Below are 22,530 nucleotides of genomic sequence, written 5' to 3'. Positions count from 1 at the left end.
TTGATATTAGGGGGACTTTGAATGTTGACAGCGAAAACATACGAATTTTGGTTCGTGACAGGAAGCCAAATGCTTTACGGCGAAGACGTGCTCCGACAAGTTGAACAAAACTCAAAAGACATGGTGGTCGGTCTCGATGCGGACGACGCATTCAAGGATCGAGTCGTATTTAAAGGCGTCGTTAAAAATTCAGAAGAAATTCGTCAGATGATGTTAAAAGCGAACGCGGACGACTCGTGTGCGGGTGTCATCACTTGGATGCACACGTTCTCGCCATCGAAAATGTGGATCAGTGGCATGCGTGTCCTGCAAAAACCGTTGCTCCATTTCGGGACACAGTTCAATCGCGATATCCCGTGGGATGAAATCGATATGGATTTCATGAACTTGAACCAATCGGCACATGGCGACCGGGAGCACGGCTTTATCACGAGTCGCATGAACGTCAAACGCAAAGTGATCGTCGGCCATTGGCAAGATGAGGCGACACGCGGCAAGATGGCGAATTGGATGAAAGTCGCGCATGCGTTGTCGGAGAGTAAGGCGTTAAAAGTGGCGCGTTTTGGTGACAACATGCGTAACGTCGCTGTGACAGAAGGCGATAAAGTCGAAGCGCAGATTCGCCTCGGCTGGACGGTTGACGGGTATGGGGTCGGCGATCTCGTCACATATATGGACGCCGTGACAGACGCTGACCTCGATGCGTTAATGAATGAATACGCGTCTCGCTATGAGCTCGCGAATAAAGGGATGGCTGAAGATGAATTCCTCGCATCCGTCCGTTATCAAGGTCGCATCGAGCTTGGGATGAAAGCCTTCCTCGAGGCAGGCGGCTATACCGCCTTCACGACGACGTTTGAAGACTTGCATGGCATGAAGCAGTTGCCAGGTCTTGCCGTCCAACGCTTGATGGAACAAGGGTATGGCTTTGCTGGAGAAGGCGACTGGAAAACGGCGGCGTTGGTCCGTCTCATGAAAATTATGGCGAACAACGAGCGGACGTCGTTCATGGAAGATTATACGTACCACTTTGAACCGGGTAACGAAATGGTGCTCGGTGCCCACATGCTTGAGATTTGTCCGACGATTGCTGTCGATAAACCAAGAATCGAAGTCCATCCGCTCGGGATCGGTGACCGGGAAGCACCGGCACGTATCGTCTTTGAAGGACAGAGCGGCAAGGCGTTGAATGCGAGTATCATCGATCTCGGACATCGCTTCCGTCTTCTCGTCAATACAGTTGAAGGCATCCAGCCGGAAGAAGCGATGCCGAACTTACCGGTCGCCCGCGTTCTTTGGAAAACAGAGCCTTCGATGGCGCAAGCGGTCGAAAACTGGATTCAAGCCGGCGGCGCGCACCATACATGTTACTCCTATGAAGTGACGACCGATCAATTGCGTGATTTTGCGGAACTGCTCGACGTTGAAATCGCAGTCATCGACGCCAAGACCGAGACGGTCCAGTTCAACAACGAGCTACGGTGGAACGAACTTTACTATCGACCATAATCTAAAGGGCCACTTTGATGGCCCTTCTTCATGGAGGAGAGACAATGAACAACCAACTCATTAAACCGATGCACAAGGCGACAGGAACGACGCAGATCATCGTCAATGCCGACTTATCGAAAGGGAAAATCAGCAAGCACATTTATGGGCACTTTGCTGAACATTTAGGTCGTTGTATTTATGAAGGCCTCTGGGTCGGTCCTGACTCCCCGATTCCAAACACCGACGGCATTCGAAATGACGTGATCGCTGCCCTGAAAAAATTGAATATTCCCGTTCTCCGCTGGCCGGGTGGCTGTTTTGCCGACGAGTACCACTGGAAGGACGGAGTCGGTCCAAACGAGAATCGTAAACGGATGGTCAATACGCACTGGGGCGGGGTCGTCGAAAACAATCATTTCGGCACCCATGAATTCATGCGCCTCTGTGAACTGCTCGAGTGTGAGCCATACATCTGCGGGAATGTCGGAAGTGGGACGGTCCAAGAAATGTCGGAATGGGTGGAATACATGACGTTCGGCGGCGAGTCACCGATGTCGAACTGGCGTCAAGAGAACGGTCGGACTGAGCCGTGGGAACTCACCTACTTCGGCGTCGGGAATGAGAACTGGGGTTGCGGCGGAAACATGCGCCCGGAATACTATGCGGATCTGTATCGCCGCTACCAGACGTACGTCCGCAACTATGACGGCAACAAACTCTATAAAATTGCTGGCGGAGCGAATATCGATGACTATAAATGGACAGAGGTCCTCATGCGGGAAGCAGGGACGATGATGGATGGACTCAGTCTCCATTACTACACGATCCCCGGCGACTTCTGGTTGGGCAAAGGATCAGCCCTCGATTTCACGGAGGACGAATGGTTCATCACATTGAAGCGCGCTCTCCATATGGATGAGTTGATCACGAAGCACGGCCAAATCATGGACCAGTATGACCCGGAGAAACGCGTCGGGTTGATCGTAGACGAGTGGGGCACTTGGTTCGATGTCGAGCCAGGGACGAACCCAGGTTTCTTGTATCAACAAAACTCGATTCGGGATGCACTCGTGGCTGCAATCCATTTCAACATCTTCCATAACCATAACGACCGCGTCCATATGGCGAACATCGCCCAAATGGTCAACGTGTTGCAGGCGATGATTTTGACAGAAGGAGACCAGTTCGTCCTCACTCCGACGTATCATGTGTTCGAGATGTACAGTGTCCACCAAGACGCAGAGCGCGTCGAACTCGCCGCGCATACACGTAACTATGTGGCCAAAGATGAAGCAATTCCGGCGGTGAACGCCACTGCTTCGCGAAATGCGGACGGGGTGCTCCATATTAGCTTGTGCCAACTCGACCATGAGCAAGGCGATACGGTCGAAATCGATTTACGGGGCATCGGCGCCATCTCTGACGTGTCGGCCCGAATCTTGACGGCGGACCACTTGAACGCCCATAACACGTTCGAACAGCCGGATCTCGTCTCACCACGCAATCATGATGTGACTGTCACGGAAGACGGGAAGCTCGTTTTCGACGTCCCGGCGATGAGCGTCATCACGATCGCGGTCCGCTGAGATGACAGTGGTGGAGACGCGACGATGCCGGACATGTCTTCCTCAGGAAACGGATACGGACTGGCTGTTAACCATCGATGCGGAAGTCATGGACCAAGTCCCAGATGCCGAATATGAGGCACGACTCACGCATTGTGCGGCTTGTCCGTTCCACCAACAAGACACCTGTTTAAAATGTGGGTGCTATGTCTCATATCGGGCCAGACTCGCGACGAAGCACTGCCCATTGAACGTTTGGTAAAAAGGAGTAGATGTCATGAAGCAGCAAACAGAGTCAACAATCGTACTCGAAAATGACTCGTGTCGCTTGAACATATTGACTTACGGTGCGACGTTGCAAGAATTCTCGATTCAAGACGAGGGTTGGAAAAACATCATCTTGTCATACGACACGGTCGAGGAATACATGAAGGACACGTATTATTTAGGAGCGACAATCGGTCGAGTTGCCGGACGGATCGACAACAGCACGTTCGATCTTGACGGCACGACCTATCGCTTACCTGCGAATGATGGAATGCATCATCTGCACGGCGGGGATGGTTTACACCGTCGCGTCTGGACGGTCGAACAGAGGACGTCCGACCGTGTGACGCTTCATTGCGTCAGTCCGGACGGAGCGAACGGGTATGGTGGCACGCTCGATGTCCGCGCCACGTTCGAACTGGTCGACCGTGGTGTCACCATCATGTACGAAGCGACATCTGACGAAGACACGGTGTGCGACTTGACGAACCATACGTATTTCAACTTGAGCGGAGGCGAGCGGGACATCTTGAACCATGAGCTTACGTTGTCCGCCGACACGTTCGCTGAGCTGCGTGATGATTTGATTCCGACGGGACGCTTGCTTGAAGTGGACGGTACACCGTTCGACTTCCGGACAGGTCGCGCCTTGTCTGATGGTGTCGCCTCGACACATCCGCAAAATGAATTGGTCAACGGCTACGATCATCCGTTTATTTTCACTGATCGACGTGAAGCGAGATTGTATGACCGAGAGTCACAGCGTGAGTTGACGTTGTCGACGACCGTCCCTGCCATCGTCCTCTATTCGGGGAATCAGATGAACGAGACGACTTCATTGCGTGAAGGGATGTCGAGACGTTACTACGGCGTCTGTCTTGAACCGCAACACCTCCCTGATGCGGTGCACCATGAGACGTTCCCGTCGATTCGCTTGAAGGCGGGAGACACGTACCGCTGGCAAACGACGTACCGAGTCGAGACAGGAGTCAGCCGATGAACCTCGAACAGATCAACCAACGTGTGCAAGCCTGTGACTGCGGGAATCCCCATCACGCGATCACGATTGAACGGATGGTCGCGTCAGATTACGTCTGGGACGAATTGGCCGCATTTGTACAAGAAAAAGGATGGACAAGTGTCCTTGTCGTCGCCGACGCCAATACCGAGCGCGTCGGGTTTCTCCCGCTACGAGAAGCCTTGATGAAAATCGGAGTCGATGTGTCGCTCGTTTCGCTCCAAGCGGACGAGCAAGGTGACGTCTTGGCGAATGAACGCTCGGTCGTTCAAGTGTTGCTTGCCCAAGAGGCAACCGTCGACGCGCTCATTGCGCTAGGAGCAGGTACGATTCACGATGTCACCCGTTTCTGTGCGGCCAAAACGAAAGTGCCATTCATCTCGGTGCCGACCGCACCATCAGTGGATGGTTTTACGTCAAAAGGGGCGCCGCTCATTGTAAGAGGCAAAAAAATCACGTACCAACTCGTTTCTCCGATTGCGGTATTCGTCCCGAACCAGGTGATTCGGAAGGCACCCGATGCATTGATTGCAGCCGGGGTCGGCGATATGCTTGGGAAGTACACGTCCTTGTTGGACTGGCGGTTTGGAGCGTTTGACGGTGGTGAACCGTTTTGTCCGGTCGCCGCATCGCTGACAGAACAGGCGTTACAATCGTGTGTGGACAACTTGCCTGCCATCTATGAACGAGACGCGGACGGGTTGGATCAACTGATGGAGTCCCTACTGTTGTCGGGGATCGCCATGTTGATTTTTGGCCATTCACATCCAGCTTCCGGCGGTGAACATCACTTGTCCCATTATTGGGAGATGGACTTTATCGCCAACCATCGTCCAGCGGTCCTTCATGGAACGAAAGTCGCCATCGCCACGATGGAGCTCATCGATACGTATAAAACGACGATGCTCGACTGGCCCAACACACCGGACTCGTTACGGACGTGGGCCGAGCTGATGCCGACACGGGAAGAGCTCGAACACATCTTCCGCGCGTTACAGGCGCCGCTTCGACCCGAAGAGATCGGGGTCTCCTCACTTCTGTTAGCGAGCAGTCGGAGAGAGGCATACCGCTTGAGAGAACGACATACGTTATTGAAACATATGAGCTTGAACCGAACACAATCTGAGGTAGGGGAGCGTTCTTTATGAGAGAGACGATCACGAATCCATTAGTTGAACAACGGGCGGACCCATGGATCACACGCCATACAGATGGCTATTATTATTTCACGGCCTCATTGCCTGACTTCACTGGCATTCCGCTCCGTCGAGCGAAAACGCTCGCAGGCTTGACAGAGGCGGAAGAACGAGTCGTTTGGAACAAGCATGAGACAGGAATCATGAGCGCTAATATTTGGGCTCCGGAACTACATCACATCCATGGGAAATGGTACCTTTATTTCGCGGCCGCGCGGGAAGACGACATTTTCGATCATCGGATGTACGTGCTCGAGAATAGCTCATCGAATCCGTTAGAAGGAGAATGGGTCGAGAAAGGGCAAGTCCGGACATGGTGCGAGTCGTTTTCCCTTGATGCGACGACGTTCGAGCACGAGGGACGTCTCTATTATGTATGGGCGCAAAAAGACCCGGCAATCGACGGCAACTCGAACCTTTACATCTCGGAGATGGAGAACCCGTGGACGCTCACGGGTCCACAGACGATGATTGCGACTCCGGAGTATGACTGGGAGAAGGTCGGGTTCCTTGTGAACGAAGGACCCGCCGTGTTGAAGCGGAATGGTCACATTTACATCACGTTCTCTGCGAGTGCGACGGACCACAACTACTGCATGGGTCTACTGCGCGCCGAGGAGACGAGTACTCTATTGGACGCTCGGAGTTGGACGAAACATCCCGAACCGGTCTTCGGAACCGATGAAACGGCAAGCCAGTACGGACCGGGTCACAACAGTTTTACGACGCTAGATGACGGGACGGACATCCTCGTCTATCACGCCCGCAACTACAAAGAGATTGAAGGGGACCCGCTATGGGACCCGAACCGACATACGCGTGTCCAACCGTTCATGTGGGATGAAGTCGGCCCAGTGTTCGGCCGACCGATTCGTGACGAGGAGGCTGTACGATGAAGCAAGTAGAAGATCGACATTTGATTTTAGAACAACGGGCCGACCCGTGGGTGTATTTGCATACCGATGGCTATTACTACTTCACGGCGTCAGTGCCTGAATATGACTTGATTGAGCTACGTCGGGCTAAATCACTTCAAGCGCTTAAGACGGCCGAGCCGGTGACCGCATGGGTGAAGCATGAGACGGGACCGATGAGCGACTTAATTTGGGCGCCTGAGCTACATCACATTCACGGTAAATGGTATATATACTTTGCTGCCGCGAAGTCACGTGACATCGTCAATGGTTTGTTCGACCACCGCATGTTCGTGTTAGAGAACGAATCGGCGAACCCGCTTGACGGGGAATGGGTCGAAAAAGGTCAAGTCCAGACCGAATGGGATTCGTTCGCCCTTGATGCGACCGTATTTGAACATAAAGACGTACATTATCTTGTGTGGGCGCAAAAAGATCCCGCCATCGACGGGAACTCAAATTTATATATCGCCGAACTGGAAAATCCATGGACCATCAAATTACCGCAAGTCATGCTGACGAAGCCGGAGTATGATTGGGAGACTCGTGGTTTCCTCGTCAATGAGGGAGCAGCAGTATTGAAGCGGAACGGCCACATCTTTATCACGTACTCTGCGAGTGCGACCGATGAGAATTACTGTTTGGGCATGTTGTGTGCATCAAGCGAATCTGATGTGTTGAACCCGGCGTCATGGTCGAAAGCGTTTCGGCCGGTGTTCCAAACGAATGAAGCAGTCAATCAATTCGGGCCCGGACACAATAGCTTCACGGTGAACGAGAACGGTGAAGACGTCATCGTTTACCATGCACGGACGTATACAGAGATCGAAGGTGATCCACTGTACGATCCGAATCGTCATGCGCGGGCCCAAGTGTTTATATGGAATGAGGAAGGCCGCCCTGAGTTTGGGAAACCGCTCTAAAAGAACGATTTTGACTTGAGCCTGCCTTCTCTGTAGATGGAGAAGAGCAGGTTTTTTAGTTTCTTCAATGGAACAACTTATGAATTCCTTAAACTTCACGTTGACAACGTCAAGCCGTTCATCCTATACTCATAAATGATAATGATTATCAATGTCGTTATAAAGGCATTGTCATAGGAAAAGGGGATTCGAACATGAAAAGTTACAAGAAATTGCTACATATGTTCATCATCATGTCTGCTTTCGTGCTCGTGCTCGCAGGATGCGGCTCGAACAATGAAGATGCGGCCACGACAGATGAGTCTGCCGAAACGGCAGAAGGCTATCCGATCACGATTAAACATGCGTTAGGCGAGACGGTCATCGACAAGAAACCGGAACGCGTCGCAACAATTGCTTGGTCGAACCAAGACGTCGCCCTTGCGCTTGACGTCGTCCCAGTCGGTTTCTCGGCTGCGAACTACGGTGTCCAAGACGGCAGCGGCATGTTGCCATGGACGGCTGAGAAGCTAAAAGACCTTGGGGAAGAAAACCCGAACATTTACCAAGACACAGACGGTCTCGACTTCGAAGCGATAGCTGACTCACAGCCGGACGTCATCTTGGCTGCCTACTCAGGCATCACGCAAGAAGACTACGACACGTTGAGCGAAATCGCACCGGTCGTTGCTTACCAAGAAACGCCTTGGGTCTCATCATGGCAGGACACGGTCCTCTACGACTCGATCGCCATGGGCATGGAAGCAGAAGGCAAACAGTTGATCGAAGACACAGAGAAACTCATCGCTGACAAAGCGGCTGAAGTAACGGACATGGCTGGCAAAAAAGCAGCCTTCATCGCGCTCAGCCCGGACGACCTTTCGAAGTTCTACATCTACACGACGGGTGACCCGCGTGGCGCCTTCATCGAAGAGCTCGGCATGGAGTACCCAAAAAACATCACGGACCAAATTAAAGACGAGAACAGCTTCTACCTCGAGCTCAGCTCGGAAAACGCCGACATCTTGAACGACGTCGACATCTTCGTCGCTTACGGCAACGAAGAGACGTTGAAAGCACTTCAAGCTGACCCGCTTTACAGCAAAGTACCGGCCATCGAGCGCGGTTCGGTCGTCATGATCGAAGACAACACGCCGCTCGCGGCTGCCGGGACACCGTCACCGCTCTCGATCGAATACACGATCGACGACTACCTGAAGCTCGTGTCAGAAGCAATCGGGAAAGTCGAGTAATCATATGAATACGCTGAAGAAGTTGCAAACGCCGAGACATTTCCCGCTCCTGCTCGTAGGGTCGATCGTCCTGCTCGTCGTCTGCATGCTCGCTTCACTTGCTTTCGGCTCACGGACAGTCGGATGGGATGAACTGCTTGACGGTTTATTCCGTCCGGCTGTTCAGTCGTATGAAGCGGACATTGTCCGGCAACGGGTCGTGCGGACGCTGTTCAGTCTCATGTGCGGCGCGGCGCTCGGTGTGTCGGGTGCTTTGATGCAGTCGGTGACACGTAATCCGATCGCTGACCCGAGCATTCTCGGGGTGAACACGGGCGCGGCGCTGTTCGTCGTCGTCGGGATCGCGTTCTTCAACATCTCGACTGCGGGCGACTACATCTGGTTCGCCCTCGTCGGTGCGCTCTTGACGGCCGCGTTCGTGTTCGGTATCGGCTCGCTCGGGCGGGGCGGCTCGACCCCGCTCAAGCTCGTCTTGGCCGGGGCGGCGACGAGTGCGGCCTTGTCCTCGCTCGTCATGGCAATCATGATCCCGCGCTCGAACGTCATGGACCAGTTCCGGTTCTGGCAAGTCGGCAGCGTCGGGGCGGGGACGATGGACTCGATCGTAACGTTTCTCCCGTTCTTCATCGCCGGCATTTTTATCGCCATTTTCGCGGCCCCGTCACTCAACATCATGGCGCTCGGCGAAGAGATGGCGACGGGACTCGGGGTCCGGATCGGTTCGTTAAAAGTCATCGCCTCGTTCGCCGGCGTCATCTTGTGTGGCGCAGCGACGGCATTGGCCGGTCCGATCGGCTTTATCGGTCTGTTGGCCCCGCACTTGATCCGTCTCGTGCTCGGCCCGGATGAACGGTATATCATTCCGATGTCAGCCTTATCGGGCGCCATCCTGTTGACGTTCGCCGACGTGGTCGGGCGTTTGCTCGGCAGTCCGGGTGAACTTGAAGTCGGCATCGTCACCGCGTTCGTCGGGGCACCGATTTTGATCGCCTTGACGATGAAAGTGAAGGTGCGTGGCCTATGATGAAACAGTCAGTTCAACCTATCATTCACAATAGTCGCAAGCGCCGGCAGCGTACGGTGTTCGTGACGCTCGTGCTATTCGTGCTCGCGCTCGCCTTGAGCGCATTGATGCTCATGCTCGGTAATACGATCTATCCGGTTGCGGACGTCGTCCGTGTCTTGTTCGGGGAACAAGTACCGGGTGCCTCGTTCGCCGTCGGCACGATCCGTCTGCCACGCATGCTCGCCGGCGTCTTCTCAGGACTCGCGTTCGGCATCGCCGGGACAGTGTTCCAGACGATGCTCAGAAACCCGCTCGCCAACCCGAACGTCATCGGCATCACGACAGGATCGAGTGCGGCCGCCGTGTTCGGCATCGTCGTCTTGCAGGCGAGCAACACGTTCGTCTCGGTGATCTCGGTCATCGGGGGACTCGCGACGGTGATCGTGCTCTACGTCTTATCAAAAGGCGCCGCTTTCTCGATCGGACGTCTCGTCTTGGTCGGGATCGGCATCCAAGCGATGCTGACCGCGGTCATCAACTACTTATTGCTCATTAGTCGCCAAAACGATGTCGGGACGGCGATGCGTTGGCTGAGCGGCAGTTTGAACGGGGTCAAGATGGAGACGTTGCCGCCGCTCATGCTCGCGGTCGCCCTCTGTCTCCCGGTCATCCTCCGCCTCAGCCGGCAGCTGCAGATTTTAGAACTCGGGGAGATGACGGCGACGTCGCTCGGCATCAAGACGAACCAGACCCGGATCCTCTTGATCATCGCCTCGGTGCTCATGCTCGCGCTGGCGACAGCAACGACCGGACCGATCGCTTTCATCGCTTTCCTTGCCGGACCGATCGCGAAACGGCTCGTCGGGGATGGACGCTCGACGATCATTCCGGCCGGACTTGTCGGCGTCGTCCTCGTGCTCGCCGCCGATTTGATCGGACAGTTCGCTTTCACCGTCCGCTATCCGGTCGGGGTCATCACCGGCATGGTCGGGGCACCGTATTTGATTTACCTCTTGATCCGGATGAACCGGAGAGGGGAATTGTAGACGACAGGAGCCGTGTCTGGTGGGACACGGCTCCTGTTTCGTCTAGGTGAAAGCGCCATCAAAAAGACGTTGACTTTGGTCGATGTGGGGTGTATGCTAAAAATCCTGCCCAAAAATCGAGGCACGGGAACTGGCATCAGTTCATTTTGAGTCAGAGAGGATACAATCCCATGAACCAACAACAATTAGTCGAGCGCGCCCGTCAATTGAAAGACAACGCCTACTCACCGTATTCGAATTTCCGCGTCGGAGCGGCCCTTCTTATGAAGGACGGGACGGTCATCGACGGCGTCAACGTCGAGAACGTCTCGTTCGGAGCGACGAACTGTGCCGAGCGCACGGCTGTATTCACGGCCATCGCGCAAGGTTATAAAAAAGGTGACTTCGAAGCCGTTGCGGTGTCAGGTGACACGGTCGACTTCTTACCACCATGCAGCATCTGCCGCCAAGTGCTCGTCGAGTTCGGTGATCCGGACTTTAAAGTGTTGCTCACGAACGGCAACGCCGACGTCAAAGAAGTGACGCTCGAAGAACTCGTTCCGCTCGCGTTCACAGAGCTCGAGATGTAAACAGCAGTGCCGAGTCCATGCGACTCGGCATTTTTTACTGTCTTGGCTTCCATTTATTGAAGAAGTTGTGCGGGGTTTTGATGCCTTGTAGCGTCCTGAATTCGTAGCCGCGTTTCTTCGAATGTCGGAGGATGTAGTCGAGTGCGGTCGGGGTGATCGAATGGTCGTGCGTCAGGATGATCGAGGCGATTCTCGCTCTGTAGTTCGCGTCGAGCCGGGCGAACACTTGATTTTGGACGCGGCGGTTGTCCGACTTATACCGGTAGTCGAGACTGTCGATGTTCCAGTCCCACATTTGGAAGCCGGCTTTCGCCATCGCTTGCCTGTGCGCTGACGTCATGTACGGATTGCTGCCGTATGGGGTGCGGACGATGTTCGATTTGACGCCTGTCACTTGGAAGACGAGCTTTTGGACCGTCTGCATCTCGCGCACGGCTGTCGTCGGCGTCCGGTAAAACTTATGCCGGTCGTGCGTCATCCCGTGCAGAGCGATGAGGTGTCCTTCGGCGACAATCCGCTTCAGCAGTTTCTCATTGCCTTTTATATTGTTGCCGAGAATGAAAAACGTGGCCTTGACCTTATGCTTCTTCAAAACGTCGAGCAACGCGCCCGTCTGACGATGCGGCCCGTCATCGAACGTCAAATAAATGAGGCTGCGGTCGTTGTACGCTTTTGGCGTCGCCGCGCTTGCTGGCGACAAAGGGCTGAGCAACAGACAGGCCAACACGAACAAAATCAAGCTCTTCTTCATCGTACAAACCCTCCTAACGTTAAGTCGACGGGGGTTGGACGGTGCCGGCGTGAAATATACGTTACTCTTTACCCGATTAGAAGGCGAAACAGCATATTTTTGTACAAGAAATGGATGATTCGCGTTGCTCGTTTCAGTTGATGGCTGATGGTGTTTTGAAGAACTGGATACCCTTGAAGTCACCAGTCGTTTTTGGGTATAACAAGGTAAAGGGGATATGAGAGAGGGGTGAGTCAGTTGACTATAATTGCTTATAGCGAAGCGCGGAAAAACTTGAAGAAAATCCTTAATCAAGTCCGCGACAATAGCGAAGCAATCACTATCGCTCGGGAAAATGGACGGAATACGGTCATCATGCCTGAGCAAGAATACAATCAATTGATAGAAACGATGTATTTGCTGCAAAGTCCGAAAAATGCTGAGCGACTTCTCGAATCCGTTCGACAGCTTCAATAAGACAAAACTCGACCTCACTAACATGACGCACACCTTTAGCGGCATGCGTCATGTTTTATGTATACCCCCACAATTTCTCGCAACTTGTTTGGAGCCACGACCTCGACGAACATCCTGCTCCCTTTCATCGTCGCATACGTCATCTCGACTTTGCGTTTTTGTGCGACCGCCGCATACACTTCTTTCGCGAACGGTGCCGGTGGAACGGTCTTTTCCCTGAGCCCTAAAATATTTTTCTCGAGCAGCGCAATCTTCGTCTCGAGATCATGCGGCAGCTCGTTCACGTACATTAAGCTGAACATATCACGAACCGAGGAGGGAATCATCATGGCAAACGTCGTCTTATATATCGCGATGAGTCTAGATGGAAAGATTGCTCGGACGAACGACGATCTCGACTGGTTGGTCGAGGTCGTTGGTGAGGGAGATAACGGTTACGCCGACTTCTTCAAGACGGTCGGTGCGGTCATCATGGGGCGGAAGACGTACGAGGAAGTATTGAAGCTAGCGTCAGACGGTTATCCGTACCCGGACATCCCGAACTATATTTTGACGCGGAACCCGGACCGGGAAGCAGAGCATGTCACGTTCACGGATGAGCCAATCGAACGGTTGATTGAGCGGTTGAAACAAGACATCGATGGGGACGTCTGGATCGTCGGTGGTGGGGAAATAATTAAGGCTGCGATGGAGCACGATTTGATCGACCGCTACGAGATTATCGTCGCCCCGGTCGTATTAGGAGAAGGGATCCCGATGTTCCCGGAAGGCACGAAGGAGACGAAGTTGAAACTGACGAGTCAGCGCGCGTCCGGACAGTTCGTCATGGTGACGTACGAAAAATAAACCTTTGTGCGTAAAGAAATATATTGGAAGTAGTTCATTTCCGTAATGTGTGACTGATTTCACGTTATGGTGATGAACTTAAAAATTATAGAACTCAACAATAAAGAGAGAAAAAAAGTAAATGATAGGAAGGAAAGTGATTACTAAACCGATAACTCTAGTTGATTGTTTAAACTGCATTAACAAACCTATAAACCATACCACCAATAAAAGTAACCAGTACATACTAGATGCTGGTTGGGGTCCTTCTGCCATACCACTTATTCCGTAAGCGAAAATAGTGAGAACGGTAACGACCAATCCAGTTATAATGTTAATTATAATTAAAAGCGCTTTATTCAATTTCTTTCCTCCTTTTCCTTTTTGAAAATGCCAACTAACAGCAGAGTGAGTCCGATTAAGAAAATAATGGGGAAGATAAGCCACATGATTAATCCGGCCCAACCATTTTCGACACTAATTGCATAGGAGAGTCCGATCGAAAAAGCTAAAGCGGGCGAAATGGGAATCATCAGAGCGATGCCCCATATTTTATATTTTTTCTTTCTCGATTCTCCTGTACTAAGCAAATAAGCCGCAAGTGCACCTATACATGCAATGATATATCCAATCGCAATGGCCACCGGATTCCTCCCTTCTCGTTAACTTATAATGAAAAAACTTTTCACAGATAAGCGTCGACAACTTCAGTACGATTGATATTTTCTATATATGTAATTCATTACCCTTCCATAATCCGGTTATTTGTTCGAATGATGATACTCTGATGACGAATAGACTTGAGCATCTCTAATTAATGTCATCAAAAATCCGAGCCCGTGAAGGACTCGGCTTCTCTCATACATGCTTCCGCTGAAACGCAGCAATCGCTTCATACTCTTCGGCGAAATGACGCGATAAGCGAATATAAATCGGGAGTAACTCCCGGTAGATTGTCGTCGCCTCTACGTCCGGAATGTGCTCATGCGTCACTTGCGGCACCGCCGTGAAGTCGTCGATGTCACCGAACGCATACTCGCCGAGCATGACCGCACCTAAGCACGAACTCTCATGGCTCTCCGGCACGACGACCGGCGTGTCGAAGATGTCGGCCATCATCTGGCGCCATAGCTTCGACTGGGCGAAACCGCCCGTCGCATGGATCCGGTTCGGTGCGCCCGTCAGTTCGTCGAGTGCGAGCATGACCGTGTACAAGTTGAAGATGACGCCTTCTAAGACGGCACGGATGAAGTGCTCACGCTTATGGTGGATGCTCAGACCGAAGAATGAGCCGCGCGCGTTCGAGTCCCAGAGCGGGGCCCGTTCGCCCATCAAGTACGGGTGGAACAACAGTCCGTCAGAACCCGGTTTGACCGTCTCGGCGATGCGCGTCAACACGTCATAGGCGTCCATGCCGAGCCGTTTCGCCGTCTCGACCTCGCTCGCCGCGAACTCGTCCCGGAGCCAACGCAAGATGATGCCGCCGTTGTTGACCGGTCCACCGATGACCCAATGCTTGTCGGTCAAGGCGTAACAGAAGATCCGGCCTTTCGGGTCCTCGACCGGCTCACGGACGACCGTCCGGATGGCACCGCTCGTCCCGATCGTGACGGCGACGACGCCCGGTTCGAACGCCCCGACACCGAGGTTCGATAGCACGCCGTCGCTTGCCCCGATAACGAGCGGGAAGTCCCAGCCGAGCGTCTCACGCACGTCTTGCTTTAATTGAATGATCTCGGTCGTCGGGACGAGTTCGGACAGTTGGTCCGGTGTGACGCCGGCGATATGTAACGCCTCCGCGTCCCAGTCGCACGTCTTCAAATTGAACAGACCGGTCGCCGAGGCGATCGAATGGTCGACGACGAAGCGTCCGGTCAGGCGATAGAAGACGTACTCTTTGATCGAGACAAACTTGGCGGCACGCTTGAACACGTCCGCATGTTCCGCTTTTAACCAACGCAGTTTCGACAGCGGCGCCATCGGATGGACCGGTGTGCCGGTGCGCATATGGAGCGCGCTCGCGTCAAAGTCGCGTTTAATCTCCTGCGTGTACGGGTTGGCCCGGCTATCGGCCCAGGTGATACTGTTCGTGAGCGGACGCCCTGACACATCGAGTGCAATCAAGCTGTGCATCGCTGAACTGAACGAGACGAAGCGGATCGGCCCGTCGGCTTGCGCCCGGACGGCACTGACTGCTTCAAGCACCGCCCCGTAGATGACGACCGGGTCTTGCTCGGCCGTCTCCGTGTCCGGGGTGAGGAGCGGGTACAGCACGTTATGTACCGCGAGTTGTTGGTGATTCTGAAACAGGACGGCTTTTGTACTCGTCGTCCCAATGTCGACGCCAATGGTGTACACACAATCACTTCCTTTGTTAAATGATGAATAGGCTGATCAAGAAGACGACCGCAAATCCGGTCAGTCCGATAATCGTCTCCATGACGGTCCACGATTTGAGCGTGTCTTTCACGTCTAGACCGAAGTAGCGGTTGACGAGCCAGAAGCCCGAGTCGTTGACGTGTGAGAGGACAGTCGCACCGGAAGCGATGGCGATGACGATCAAGCCGAGCGCGGCCCCAGTGATGTTTTGAATCTCAAGAAGCGGCGTGATGAGTCCTGCCGCCGTGACCATTGATACGGTCGCTGAACCTTGGGCGACGCGGACGACGGTCGCAATCAAGAAGGCGAGCACGATCGCCGGAAGCGGTGACCCGGCCATCATCTCCCCAAGGACGTCACCGACACCTGAGTCGATCAAGATTTGTTTGAACACGCCGCCGGCACCGGTGACAAGGATGATGATCCCGGCCGGTTCGAGCGCTTTCGTCGCAATCTCTTGCACTTCGTCACGTGTGTAACCACGGCGCGTGCCGAGGAAGATGAACGTGAGGAGCGTCGCGATCGTCAAAGCGACGAACGGATGACCCATGAACGTCAAGAACGTACGAATCGTATTTCCTTCATCTAACAGTACCGCAGACAACGTGTTCGCAAGAATCAACACGAGCGGGATCGAGATGAGCGAGATGATCATTTTGAAACTTGGCAGTTCTTTCGATGTATCGATCTCTTCAAATTCCATATAGTCCGGGATGGTGACGTGAATCTTGTTCGCGATGTACTTCCCGAAAATTGGACCGGCGAGAATCGCTGCCGGAATCCCGGCGATCACTCCGAACAAGATGACCCAACCGAGCTCGGCACCGATGAGGTTTGCGACCGCAATCGGACCTGGTGTCGGCGGGATGAAGCTATGTGTGACGGCGAGGCCGGCGAGGAGCGGGATGCCGTAGTAGAGCAGCGAGCGACCCGTCCGCTTGGCGAGGCCATAAACGATCGGAACGAGAATGATGAAGCCGACGTCGAAGAAGACCGGGACGGCGACGATGAAACCGGTGATGGCGAGTGCCCATTGTGCCTTGTCCTCGCCGAACTTGTTGACGAGTGTCTGGGCGAGACGTTCCGCGCCACCTGATACTTCTAACATTTTACCAAACATGGCACCGAGTCCGACGACGACGGCGACGAAACCTAGCGTTCCGCCCATCCCGTTCTGAATCGAGGTAATGACATCCCCGAGCGGCATTCCGGCCGCGATCCCAACGAGCAAGCTGACGAGCAAGAGCGAGACGAACGCATGAAGTTTCGTCCGCATGACCAAAAATAAGAGCAAGAAGATGCCAGCGACGGCGATCAAGATAAGTGTAGAGCCTGACATATGTAGTTCCCCCTTTACCGTATGTGTAACCGTTTACAAATTTTTACAAAGGAAAAGGCCACCCCTGACCTTCTCCCGAACATTATTTTTTGACGACCGCGTGGCCTCCGAACTCGTTGCGGAGTGCGGCGACGACTTTACCTGAGAACGTGTCGTCCTCGAGCGAGCGATAGCGCATCATGAGAGACATGGCGATGACTGGGGCCGCCGCCTGAAGTTCGAGCGCCGTCTCGACCGTCCATTTTCCTTCCCCTGAAGAATGCATGACGCCACGGATCTCATCGAGCTTGGCGTCTTTTTTGAACGCGTTCTCGGTCAGTTCCATGAGCCATGACCGGACGACCGAGCCGTGGTTCCAGACGCGGGCCACTTGTTCGTAGTCGTAGTCGAACGGACTCTTCTCTAAAATATCAAACCCTTCGGCAATGGCCTGCATCATGCCGTATTCGATGCCGTTGTGGATCATCTTGAGGAAGTGGCCGCTACCGGCCGGTCCCGTATACAAGTAGCCGTTCTCGACCGAGAGGTCCTTGAAGATCGGCTCGATGGTTGGCCACGCCTTTGCGTCACCGCCGACCATCGTGCAGGCTCCGTTGCGTGCACCGTCCGTCCCGCCGCTCGTCCCACAGTCGAAGAACGAGATGTTCTTCTCTGCGAACTGCTCGGCGCGTGCGAGCGACAATTTATAGTTCGAGTTGCCGCCGTCGATGACGATATCGCCAGGTTCGAGTCGCTCGAAGAGTTCAGTGAGCACCGTCTCCGTGATGTCACCAGCTGGGACCATCGCCCAGACGACACGGGGCGCCTCAAGCTTGTCGACGACGTCCTTGAGTGTCGGGACGATCTCAAACGCTGTCGTCGCCTCGACGCTCGACGCGTCCGTACCGATGACCGTGTGACCGTGGTCGCTCAAATTGAGCGCCAAGTTGTAACCCATTTTACCTAATCCAATCAAACCGATTTTCATAACGTCACCTCAAAAAAGAATTTTTTTCCGTCTCTAGTCCATAATATCAAATAAAATTCGATTTTCAATAGAGATTGCGGAATTTTTTTCGGAAAGGTATCGTTAAGAGAGACGAAAGGGTGATAGATGATGGAATCGATGAATGGACTGGCCCGTATCCGCGGTGCCTATTCGACACTCAGCAAAAAGGAACAACGAATTGCCGACTATATGTTGAAACAACCGGAACTGATCATTCACCATACGATCAACCAAGTGGCCGACGACTTAGATGTCGCCGAGTCGACCGTGTTCCGTTTCTGTCAACGCGTCGGCTTCAAAGGGTATCAGGCGCTGAAGATTGCGCTCGCCTCGGATATCGTCGCACCGCTCCAAGATATCCATGAAGACATCACGCAAGACGATACACCACTTCAAATCGCCGAAAAAATTTTCGCGACGAACGTCAAGACGATCGAGTCGACCCGCCAAATCTTAGAGGAGGCGACGATGCAGCAGGCGGTCGATTTGTTGCTGTCGGCCCGCCGCATCGAGTTTTTCGGGAGTGGCGGTTCAGCTGTGATCGCACTTGACGCGTACCACAAATTCGTCCGTAGCGGCCTGCTCGTCACGGCGAATTTAGAATCACATATGCAGCTCATGTCGGCGTCACAGCTGACGACAGACGACGTCGCCGTCCTCATCTCGCATTCGGGTGCCTCGAAAGAGACGCTCGACGTCGCGCACGTCTGTCGGGATCGCGGTGTGCCGATTATCGCCATCACGAACTACGCCAAGTCACCGCTCTCGAAACTCGCCGATGTCGCCTTGTATACCGTGTCGCAAGAGACCGAGTTCCGTTCCGAGGCGCTCGCTTCGCGTATCGCCGAGCTCAGTTTAATTGACGCTCTGTTCACGGTCGTCATGATGCAACGCGGCGAGACGGGACGGGGTGCGCTCCGTCAGATGCGAGAAGCCATCTCACGCCGTCGTATGTGAAGACAGCTCCGACCCAGGACGTTACGGGTCGGAGCTGTTTCATCGTTCACCCGACGTGGTATCGGATAAGGACAACCGAACGCTACGGGAGGAGAGAGGACGATGTCGCTCAACACGACGATGCTGGTCGTACTGCTCATATTGATGGTGCTTTTGATTTCGATGCCGTTCATGCTGCTGTTCTACTTATGGATGAAAGACCGCAATCAGCGCGAGCACGCCGTCCTCCGCAACTTCCCGCTCCTCGGTAAGGTCCGCTACATCCTCGAGATGATCGGCCCCGAGCTGCGCCAATACTTATTTTTGAACGACAACGAGGCGACGCCGTTCTCGCGGAACGAGTACGAATCGGCCGTTATTTCCGGGAAATATAAGTCGCGGCTCATCGGTTTCGGCTCGGAACGGGACTTCGACGCGAACGGATTCTACGTCCAGAACGCCTTGTTCCCGACGCAACGAACTGATTTGAAGATCGCTCGTGACGAGACGGTGACGACGCATATGTATCACCTCGACGCCGACAACTTGTTCACGCGAAAAGAGCACATCGTCGAGCAAAAGGTGTCGCCGTATTTGTTGCCGCTTGCAGACGCACCGGTCATCGGCAAAGATACGTGCCGGGAGCCGTTCCAAGTGCGCGGCCTCATCGGTCAGTCGGCAATGAGTTTCGGCTCGCTCGGCGAGAACGCCATCAGTGCGCTCTCGATCGGTCTCGGCCGGGCGAAAGGGACGTGGATGAACACCGGGGAAGGCGGCTTGTCTGACTATCACTTGAAAGGGGACGTCGACCTCGTCTATCAGATCGGACCGGCATTGTTCGGTGTCCGGACCGAGGACGGGGCGTTCTCCTGGGAGGCGTTCCAGGAGAAGAGTGCCATCAAACAAGTGCGCGCCTTCGAGCTGAAGCTCGCCCAAGGTGCGAAGACGCGGGGCGGCCACATCGAAGGTACGAAAGTGACGCCGGAGATCGCCAAGATCCGCAACGTCAAAGTCGGCGTCAGCATCGACAGCCCGAACCGGTTTAACGAGTTCCATACGAACACGGAGATGCTCGCCTTCATCGAGCGGTTGCGCGACGTCGGGGGCAAGCCGGTCGGCATCAAGCTCGTCGTCGGTCGGCTCGATGACCTCCATGACCTGATCGCCACCATGGCCGCGTCCGATCGATATCCGGACTTCATCACCGTCGACGGCGGGGAAGGCGGGACCGGGGCGACGTACCAAGAGCTCGCGGACGCGGTCGGACTGCCGCTTCACGCCGCGTTGCCGTACGTCCATCGTCTCCTCATCGAGCATGGACTGCGCGACAAGATCAAACTGTTCGCCTCCGGCAAGCTCGTGACGGCCGATAAAGTCGCCATCGCCTTAGGGCTCGGTGCGGACTTCGTCAACATCGCCCGTGGCCTCATGTTCAACGTCGGCTGCATCCAGGCACAAGTGTGTCATACGAACCGGTGCCCGGTCGGTGTGGCGACGACGGACCCGAAGCTGCAACGGGCGCTCGTCGTCGACGAGAAGAGCTTCCGGGTGACGAACTATATCATCTCGCTCCGCGAAGGGCTGTACAACTTGACGGCCGCGGCCGGGCTCACGATACCGACCGAGTTCTCAGCCGAGCACATCATCTACAAATACGATGATGGACGGGTGAAGCCTGGGACCGAACTGTTCGGGACGAGCGACGGCTGAAGGGCTGCCGCTTTTTTTGTCGTCGCGAAATGTAAAGATTGCGGAATAGGCTGCGGAGAGGGTTACGTTTTGACAAAGCGTGGAAATGATACATATCTAGCGAAATACGGATAGAGAGGCTGAACACTATGAATAACATTGACTTCTTGTCGGCTGACCACTATCGCGTGTTCAAACAAATGGCACGGCGGTTAGAAGACCCAGGGGCGGCGGGGAAAGAATATTTCTCGGCGCTGTACGTGATCGCGGGGAACGAGCGGGTGCGCGACATCCTGCTGCCGTACGTCAACCTCGAGACAGGGAGAATCAACACATCGACGATCATCGACGACAATACGTTCGATAAGGGCGAGCTCGTCCTCGTCAAACTTGTCATCCATCTGTACAACCATAAAGAATGGGTGCTGCCGACGGAATTGATCAGCCTGCCGCAAGAGGACTATCAGCTCGCGATGCAAGCGATCACGCTCTGTCGCGACGAACAGTTCGATAAAATAACCATTCCGGACGATGAAGAAGCCTAACATGGGCTTCTTTTTGGTTGTCGTCAAACTACTTTTAATTTCATAATATGAATTTTTTTGTGCCCGTCTGAAAGGGGATTTATAAGTATATACATAGAGAGAATGAACGTTATGTCGTGAAATAAGCTATTCGAAAAGGGGATAGGGGCATGAATGGATTGAATCGATTCATTTTGGTCATCACGGGCATTGTCGGGCTGGTCAGTGTTGGGGTGCTGTTGCTCGGAGTCTATGACGTTCTACGACTCAGTTCCTATCTAGAACGGTGGCAAGATCAAGACGAGTACGTATACACCATCCTCGCGATCTCCATTTTCCCTGGCATTGTGTTTATCTTGATGCTTCTGACCGGACTCATCGCCAAATCGAAATCGGAACGATATACGATCGAGACAGGGGAAGGACGAATCACCATCTCGACCGAGAAGATCGAGAAGATGGTGTACGAATCGTTGAAGACGTTCCAAGGAGTGCGGGCGCCGGACGTCAAAGTCGACATCGATTCGAAGAGAGAGAGCGTGCACGTCCATATCGATTGTTCGGTTTTCAATCGTGACGGGCTGCCGACGCTCGGGAAAGAGATTCAGACGCACGTGAAAGAACGGCTTGAAGCGTTGCTTGAATTGCCGGTGACTGACGTGTCACTCCACATTCAAGATACGAAACGTCAAACGTCAGAACGAGTCGTATAAGGAAGTGCCGTGATGGATGTGAAAACGATGTTGTTCCCTTACCGATTCCGTCTGCTCGGAGTCATTGTCGGGATTGTCATTGCGGTACTGTTCCTGACAATCGGCTTCGGCCGGACGCTTCTCATCGTGTCGCTGGCGTTCGTTGGATTTTTACTCGGCAAGTGGGCGGACGGTGTGCTTCGGGTAGACGAATGGGTGTCATTTTTCACGCGGAAGTAAACGGAACGAGTCAGTTCGAGGGTTAGGAAGGGGAGAAGGGCCACGCAAAGCGAAAACACGAATGTCCAGACGAGCGTGTCAGACGAACCGGTGCGTCAAAACAAGTTGACGTTTGAAGACCAAGTCATCAAAAAGATTGCGGGACTTGCGACTGGTGAGGTCCAAGGCATCTTGTCGATGAGCGGTGGCTTCATGAGCGGGTTCGCAGACCGGTTCCGGAGTACAGAGGACATCACGAAAGGCATCGACGCCGAAATCGGCGAACATCAAGTCGCGCTCGATTTACGGGTCATCGTCGAATACGGAAAGAGTATACCGGACATCTTTAACATAATTAAGCGAGAATTCTCCCACCTCTAAGCGTCTGGGGCGAGGCCCAGCGTAGGTGGGAGATGAATCGCCCGTACATAAACCTTTTGGCCACCCCTGTGACAGATATGACGAACGGAAGTTCGTGATTCTGTCAGATTCCCCATCCCCTGCC

At 53.9% G+C, this 22,530-nt stretch carries 26 protein-coding genes; 19 read left to right on the top strand and 7 right to left on the bottom strand.

Going from position 1 to position 22,530, the window contains the following annotated elements:
• The first annotated feature begins 21 nt into the window (after positions 1 to 21).
• From araA to EVJ29_RS07080, 11 genes are all read left to right on the top strand, one after another.
• Entirely contained in the window at positions 22 to 1,509 is a 1,488-nt protein-coding gene (gene araA / locus EVJ29_RS07130) for an L-arabinose isomerase (protein ID WP_131504896.1), read from the top strand.
• 68 nt (positions 1,510 to 1,577) lie between these two features.
• A complete protein-coding gene (locus EVJ29_RS07125; RefSeq protein WP_131504989.1) occupies positions 1,578 to 3,077 on the top strand; it encodes an alpha-N-arabinofuranosidase in 1,500 nt (499 codons plus the stop codon).
• Positions 3,078 to 3,087: 10 nt separating this feature from the next.
• Entirely contained in the window at positions 3,088 to 3,318 is a 231-nt protein-coding gene (locus EVJ29_RS07120) for a DUF6171 family protein (RefSeq protein WP_131504895.1), read from the top strand.
• Positions 3,319 to 3,333: 15 nt separating this feature from the next.
• Positions 3,334 to 4,323 carry an aldose epimerase family protein gene (locus EVJ29_RS07115; protein WP_131504894.1) on the top strand — a complete coding sequence of 330 codons (990 nt, stop codon included), beginning with the start codon at positions 3,334 to 3,336 and terminating at the stop codon, positions 4,321 to 4,323.
• Positions 4,320 to 5,489, top strand: coding sequence for a sn-glycerol-1-phosphate dehydrogenase (locus EVJ29_RS07110; protein ID WP_131504893.1), 1,170 nt, complete (start codon positions 4,320 to 4,322; stop codon positions 5,487 to 5,489). The genes EVJ29_RS07115 and EVJ29_RS07110 overlap by 4 nt, the downstream gene beginning before the upstream one ends.
• Entirely contained in the window at positions 5,486 to 6,433 is a 948-nt protein-coding gene (locus tag EVJ29_RS07105; RefSeq protein ID WP_131504892.1) for a glycoside hydrolase family 43 protein, read from the top strand. Before EVJ29_RS07110 ends, EVJ29_RS07105 begins: the two co-directional genes overlap by 4 nt.
• Positions 6,430 to 7,374 carry a glycoside hydrolase family 43 protein gene (locus EVJ29_RS07100; protein WP_071398286.1) on the top strand — a complete coding sequence of 315 codons (945 nt, stop codon included), beginning with the start codon at positions 6,430 to 6,432 and terminating at the stop codon, positions 7,372 to 7,374. Before EVJ29_RS07105 ends, EVJ29_RS07100 begins: the two co-directional genes overlap by 4 nt.
• Before the next feature lie 194 nt (positions 7,375 to 7,568).
• Entirely contained in the window at positions 7,569 to 8,606 is a 1,038-nt protein-coding gene (locus EVJ29_RS07095) for an ABC transporter substrate-binding protein (RefSeq protein WP_201738995.1), read from the top strand.
• A 4-nt stretch (positions 8,607 to 8,610) separates the two neighbouring features.
• Positions 8,611 to 9,630 carry a FecCD family ABC transporter permease gene (locus tag EVJ29_RS07090; RefSeq protein WP_070328124.1) on the top strand — a complete coding sequence of 340 codons (1,020 nt, stop codon included), beginning with the start codon at positions 8,611 to 8,613 and terminating at the stop codon, positions 9,628 to 9,630.
• Positions 9,627 to 10,658 carry a FecCD family ABC transporter permease gene (locus tag EVJ29_RS07085; RefSeq protein WP_131504890.1) on the top strand — a complete coding sequence of 344 codons (1,032 nt, stop codon included), beginning with the start codon at positions 9,627 to 9,629 and terminating at the stop codon, positions 10,656 to 10,658. Before EVJ29_RS07090 ends, EVJ29_RS07085 begins: the two co-directional genes overlap by 4 nt.
• Before the next feature lie 146 nt (positions 10,659 to 10,804).
• The gene (locus EVJ29_RS07080) at positions 10,805 to 11,227 is read left to right on the top strand and encodes a cytidine deaminase (RefSeq protein ID WP_255569855.1); all 423 of its coding nucleotides are present in this window, start codon (positions 10,805 to 10,807) and stop codon (positions 11,225 to 11,227) included.
• A 34-nt stretch (positions 11,228 to 11,261) separates the two neighbouring features.
• Here EVJ29_RS07080 and EVJ29_RS07075 read toward each other — a convergent pair whose 3' ends face one another.
• The gene (locus tag EVJ29_RS07075; RefSeq protein WP_131504889.1) at positions 11,262 to 11,978 is read right to left on the bottom strand and encodes a polysaccharide deacetylase family protein; all 717 of its coding nucleotides are present in this window, start codon (positions 11,976 to 11,978) and stop codon (positions 11,262 to 11,264) included.
• 237 nt (positions 11,979 to 12,215) lie between these two features.
• Here EVJ29_RS07075 and EVJ29_RS07070 point away from each other — a divergent pair, with 237 nt between their 5' ends.
• Positions 12,216 to 12,434 carry a type II toxin-antitoxin system Phd/YefM family antitoxin gene (locus EVJ29_RS07070; protein WP_131504888.1) on the top strand — a complete coding sequence of 73 codons (219 nt, stop codon included), beginning with the start codon at positions 12,216 to 12,218 and terminating at the stop codon, positions 12,432 to 12,434.
• A 35-nt stretch (positions 12,435 to 12,469) separates the two neighbouring features.
• On the opposite strand, the gene EVJ29_RS07065 is transcribed toward EVJ29_RS07070, so the two are convergent.
• On the bottom strand, positions 12,470 to 12,736 hold the full coding sequence (locus EVJ29_RS07065; protein WP_236633429.1) for a hypothetical protein: 267 nt from the start codon (positions 12,734 to 12,736) through the stop codon (positions 12,470 to 12,472).
• A 25-nt stretch (positions 12,737 to 12,761) separates the two neighbouring features.
• Between EVJ29_RS07065 and EVJ29_RS07060 the strand changes: the two genes are divergently transcribed.
• Positions 12,762 to 13,280: a dihydrofolate reductase family protein gene (locus EVJ29_RS07060; protein WP_131504887.1), complete on the top strand. Its 519-nt coding sequence runs from the start codon at positions 12,762 to 12,764 to the stop codon at positions 13,278 to 13,280.
• A gap of 78 nt (positions 13,281 to 13,358) precedes the next feature.
• Here EVJ29_RS07060 and EVJ29_RS07055 read toward each other — a convergent pair whose 3' ends face one another.
• The 5 genes from EVJ29_RS07055 to gnd all read right to left on the bottom strand — a co-directional run bounded on the left by EVJ29_RS07055 (position 13,359) and on the right by gnd (position 17,944).
• Positions 13,359 to 13,622 (bottom strand): hypothetical protein, encoded by a 264-nt coding sequence (locus EVJ29_RS07055; protein WP_131504886.1) that lies wholly within the window; start codon positions 13,620 to 13,622, stop codon positions 13,359 to 13,361.
• A complete protein-coding gene (locus EVJ29_RS07050) occupies positions 13,619 to 13,903 on the bottom strand; it encodes a hypothetical protein (RefSeq protein ID WP_131504885.1) in 285 nt (94 codons plus the stop codon). Before EVJ29_RS07050 ends, EVJ29_RS07055 begins: the two co-directional genes overlap by 4 nt.
• A gap of 214 nt (positions 13,904 to 14,117) precedes the next feature.
• Positions 14,118 to 15,617, bottom strand: a complete 1,500-nt coding sequence (gene gntK / locus EVJ29_RS07045; RefSeq protein WP_070328378.1) for a gluconokinase — start codon at positions 15,615 to 15,617, stop codon at positions 14,118 to 14,120.
• Positions 15,618 to 15,633: 16 nt separating this feature from the next.
• Positions 15,634 to 16,977: a GntT/GntP/DsdX family permease gene (locus EVJ29_RS07040; protein ID WP_016507825.1), complete on the bottom strand. Its 1,344-nt coding sequence runs from the start codon at positions 16,975 to 16,977 to the stop codon at positions 15,634 to 15,636.
• Between the two features lie 82 nt (positions 16,978 to 17,059).
• Positions 17,060 to 17,944 (bottom strand): phosphogluconate dehydrogenase (NAD(+)-dependent, decarboxylating), encoded by an 885-nt coding sequence (gene gnd, locus EVJ29_RS07035; protein WP_131504884.1) that lies wholly within the window; start codon positions 17,942 to 17,944, stop codon positions 17,060 to 17,062.
• A gap of 129 nt (positions 17,945 to 18,073) precedes the next feature.
• Between gnd and EVJ29_RS07030 the strand changes: the two genes are divergently transcribed.
• The 6 genes from EVJ29_RS07030 (at position 18,074) to EVJ29_RS07005 (ending at position 22,406) form a co-directional block, all read left to right on the top strand.
• Positions 18,074 to 18,922 (top strand): MurR/RpiR family transcriptional regulator, encoded by an 849-nt coding sequence (locus tag EVJ29_RS07030; RefSeq protein WP_131504883.1) that lies wholly within the window; start codon positions 18,074 to 18,076, stop codon positions 18,920 to 18,922.
• Between the two features lie 102 nt (positions 18,923 to 19,024).
• Positions 19,025 to 20,611: an FMN-binding glutamate synthase family protein gene (locus tag EVJ29_RS07025; RefSeq protein ID WP_131504882.1), complete on the top strand. Its 1,587-nt coding sequence runs from the start codon at positions 19,025 to 19,027 to the stop codon at positions 20,609 to 20,611.
• A gap of 128 nt (positions 20,612 to 20,739) precedes the next feature.
• A complete protein-coding gene (locus tag EVJ29_RS07020; RefSeq protein ID WP_131504881.1) occupies positions 20,740 to 21,135 on the top strand; it encodes a hypothetical protein in 396 nt (131 codons plus the stop codon).
• Between the two features lie 149 nt (positions 21,136 to 21,284).
• The gene (gene amaP / locus EVJ29_RS07015) at positions 21,285 to 21,827 is read left to right on the top strand and encodes an alkaline shock response membrane anchor protein AmaP (RefSeq protein ID WP_131504880.1); all 543 of its coding nucleotides are present in this window, start codon (positions 21,285 to 21,287) and stop codon (positions 21,825 to 21,827) included.
• 12 nt (positions 21,828 to 21,839) lie between these two features.
• Positions 21,840 to 22,046 (top strand): DUF2273 domain-containing protein, encoded by a 207-nt coding sequence (locus EVJ29_RS07010; protein ID WP_131504879.1) that lies wholly within the window; start codon positions 21,840 to 21,842, stop codon positions 22,044 to 22,046.
• Positions 22,047 to 22,121: 75 nt separating this feature from the next.
• Entirely contained in the window at positions 22,122 to 22,406 is a 285-nt protein-coding gene (locus EVJ29_RS07005) for an Asp23/Gls24 family envelope stress response protein (RefSeq protein ID WP_236633428.1), read from the top strand.
• Positions 22,407 to 22,530: the final 124 nt, after the last annotated feature.

The organism is Exiguobacterium sp. SH4S7, assembly GCF_004336795.1.
Taxonomy (GTDB): Bacteria; Bacillota; Bacilli; order Exiguobacteriales; family Exiguobacteriaceae; genus Exiguobacterium; species Exiguobacterium aurantiacum_A.
Note: the sequence above shows the minus strand (reverse complement) of the source record. Positions and strands in the feature narration are given on the sequence as shown.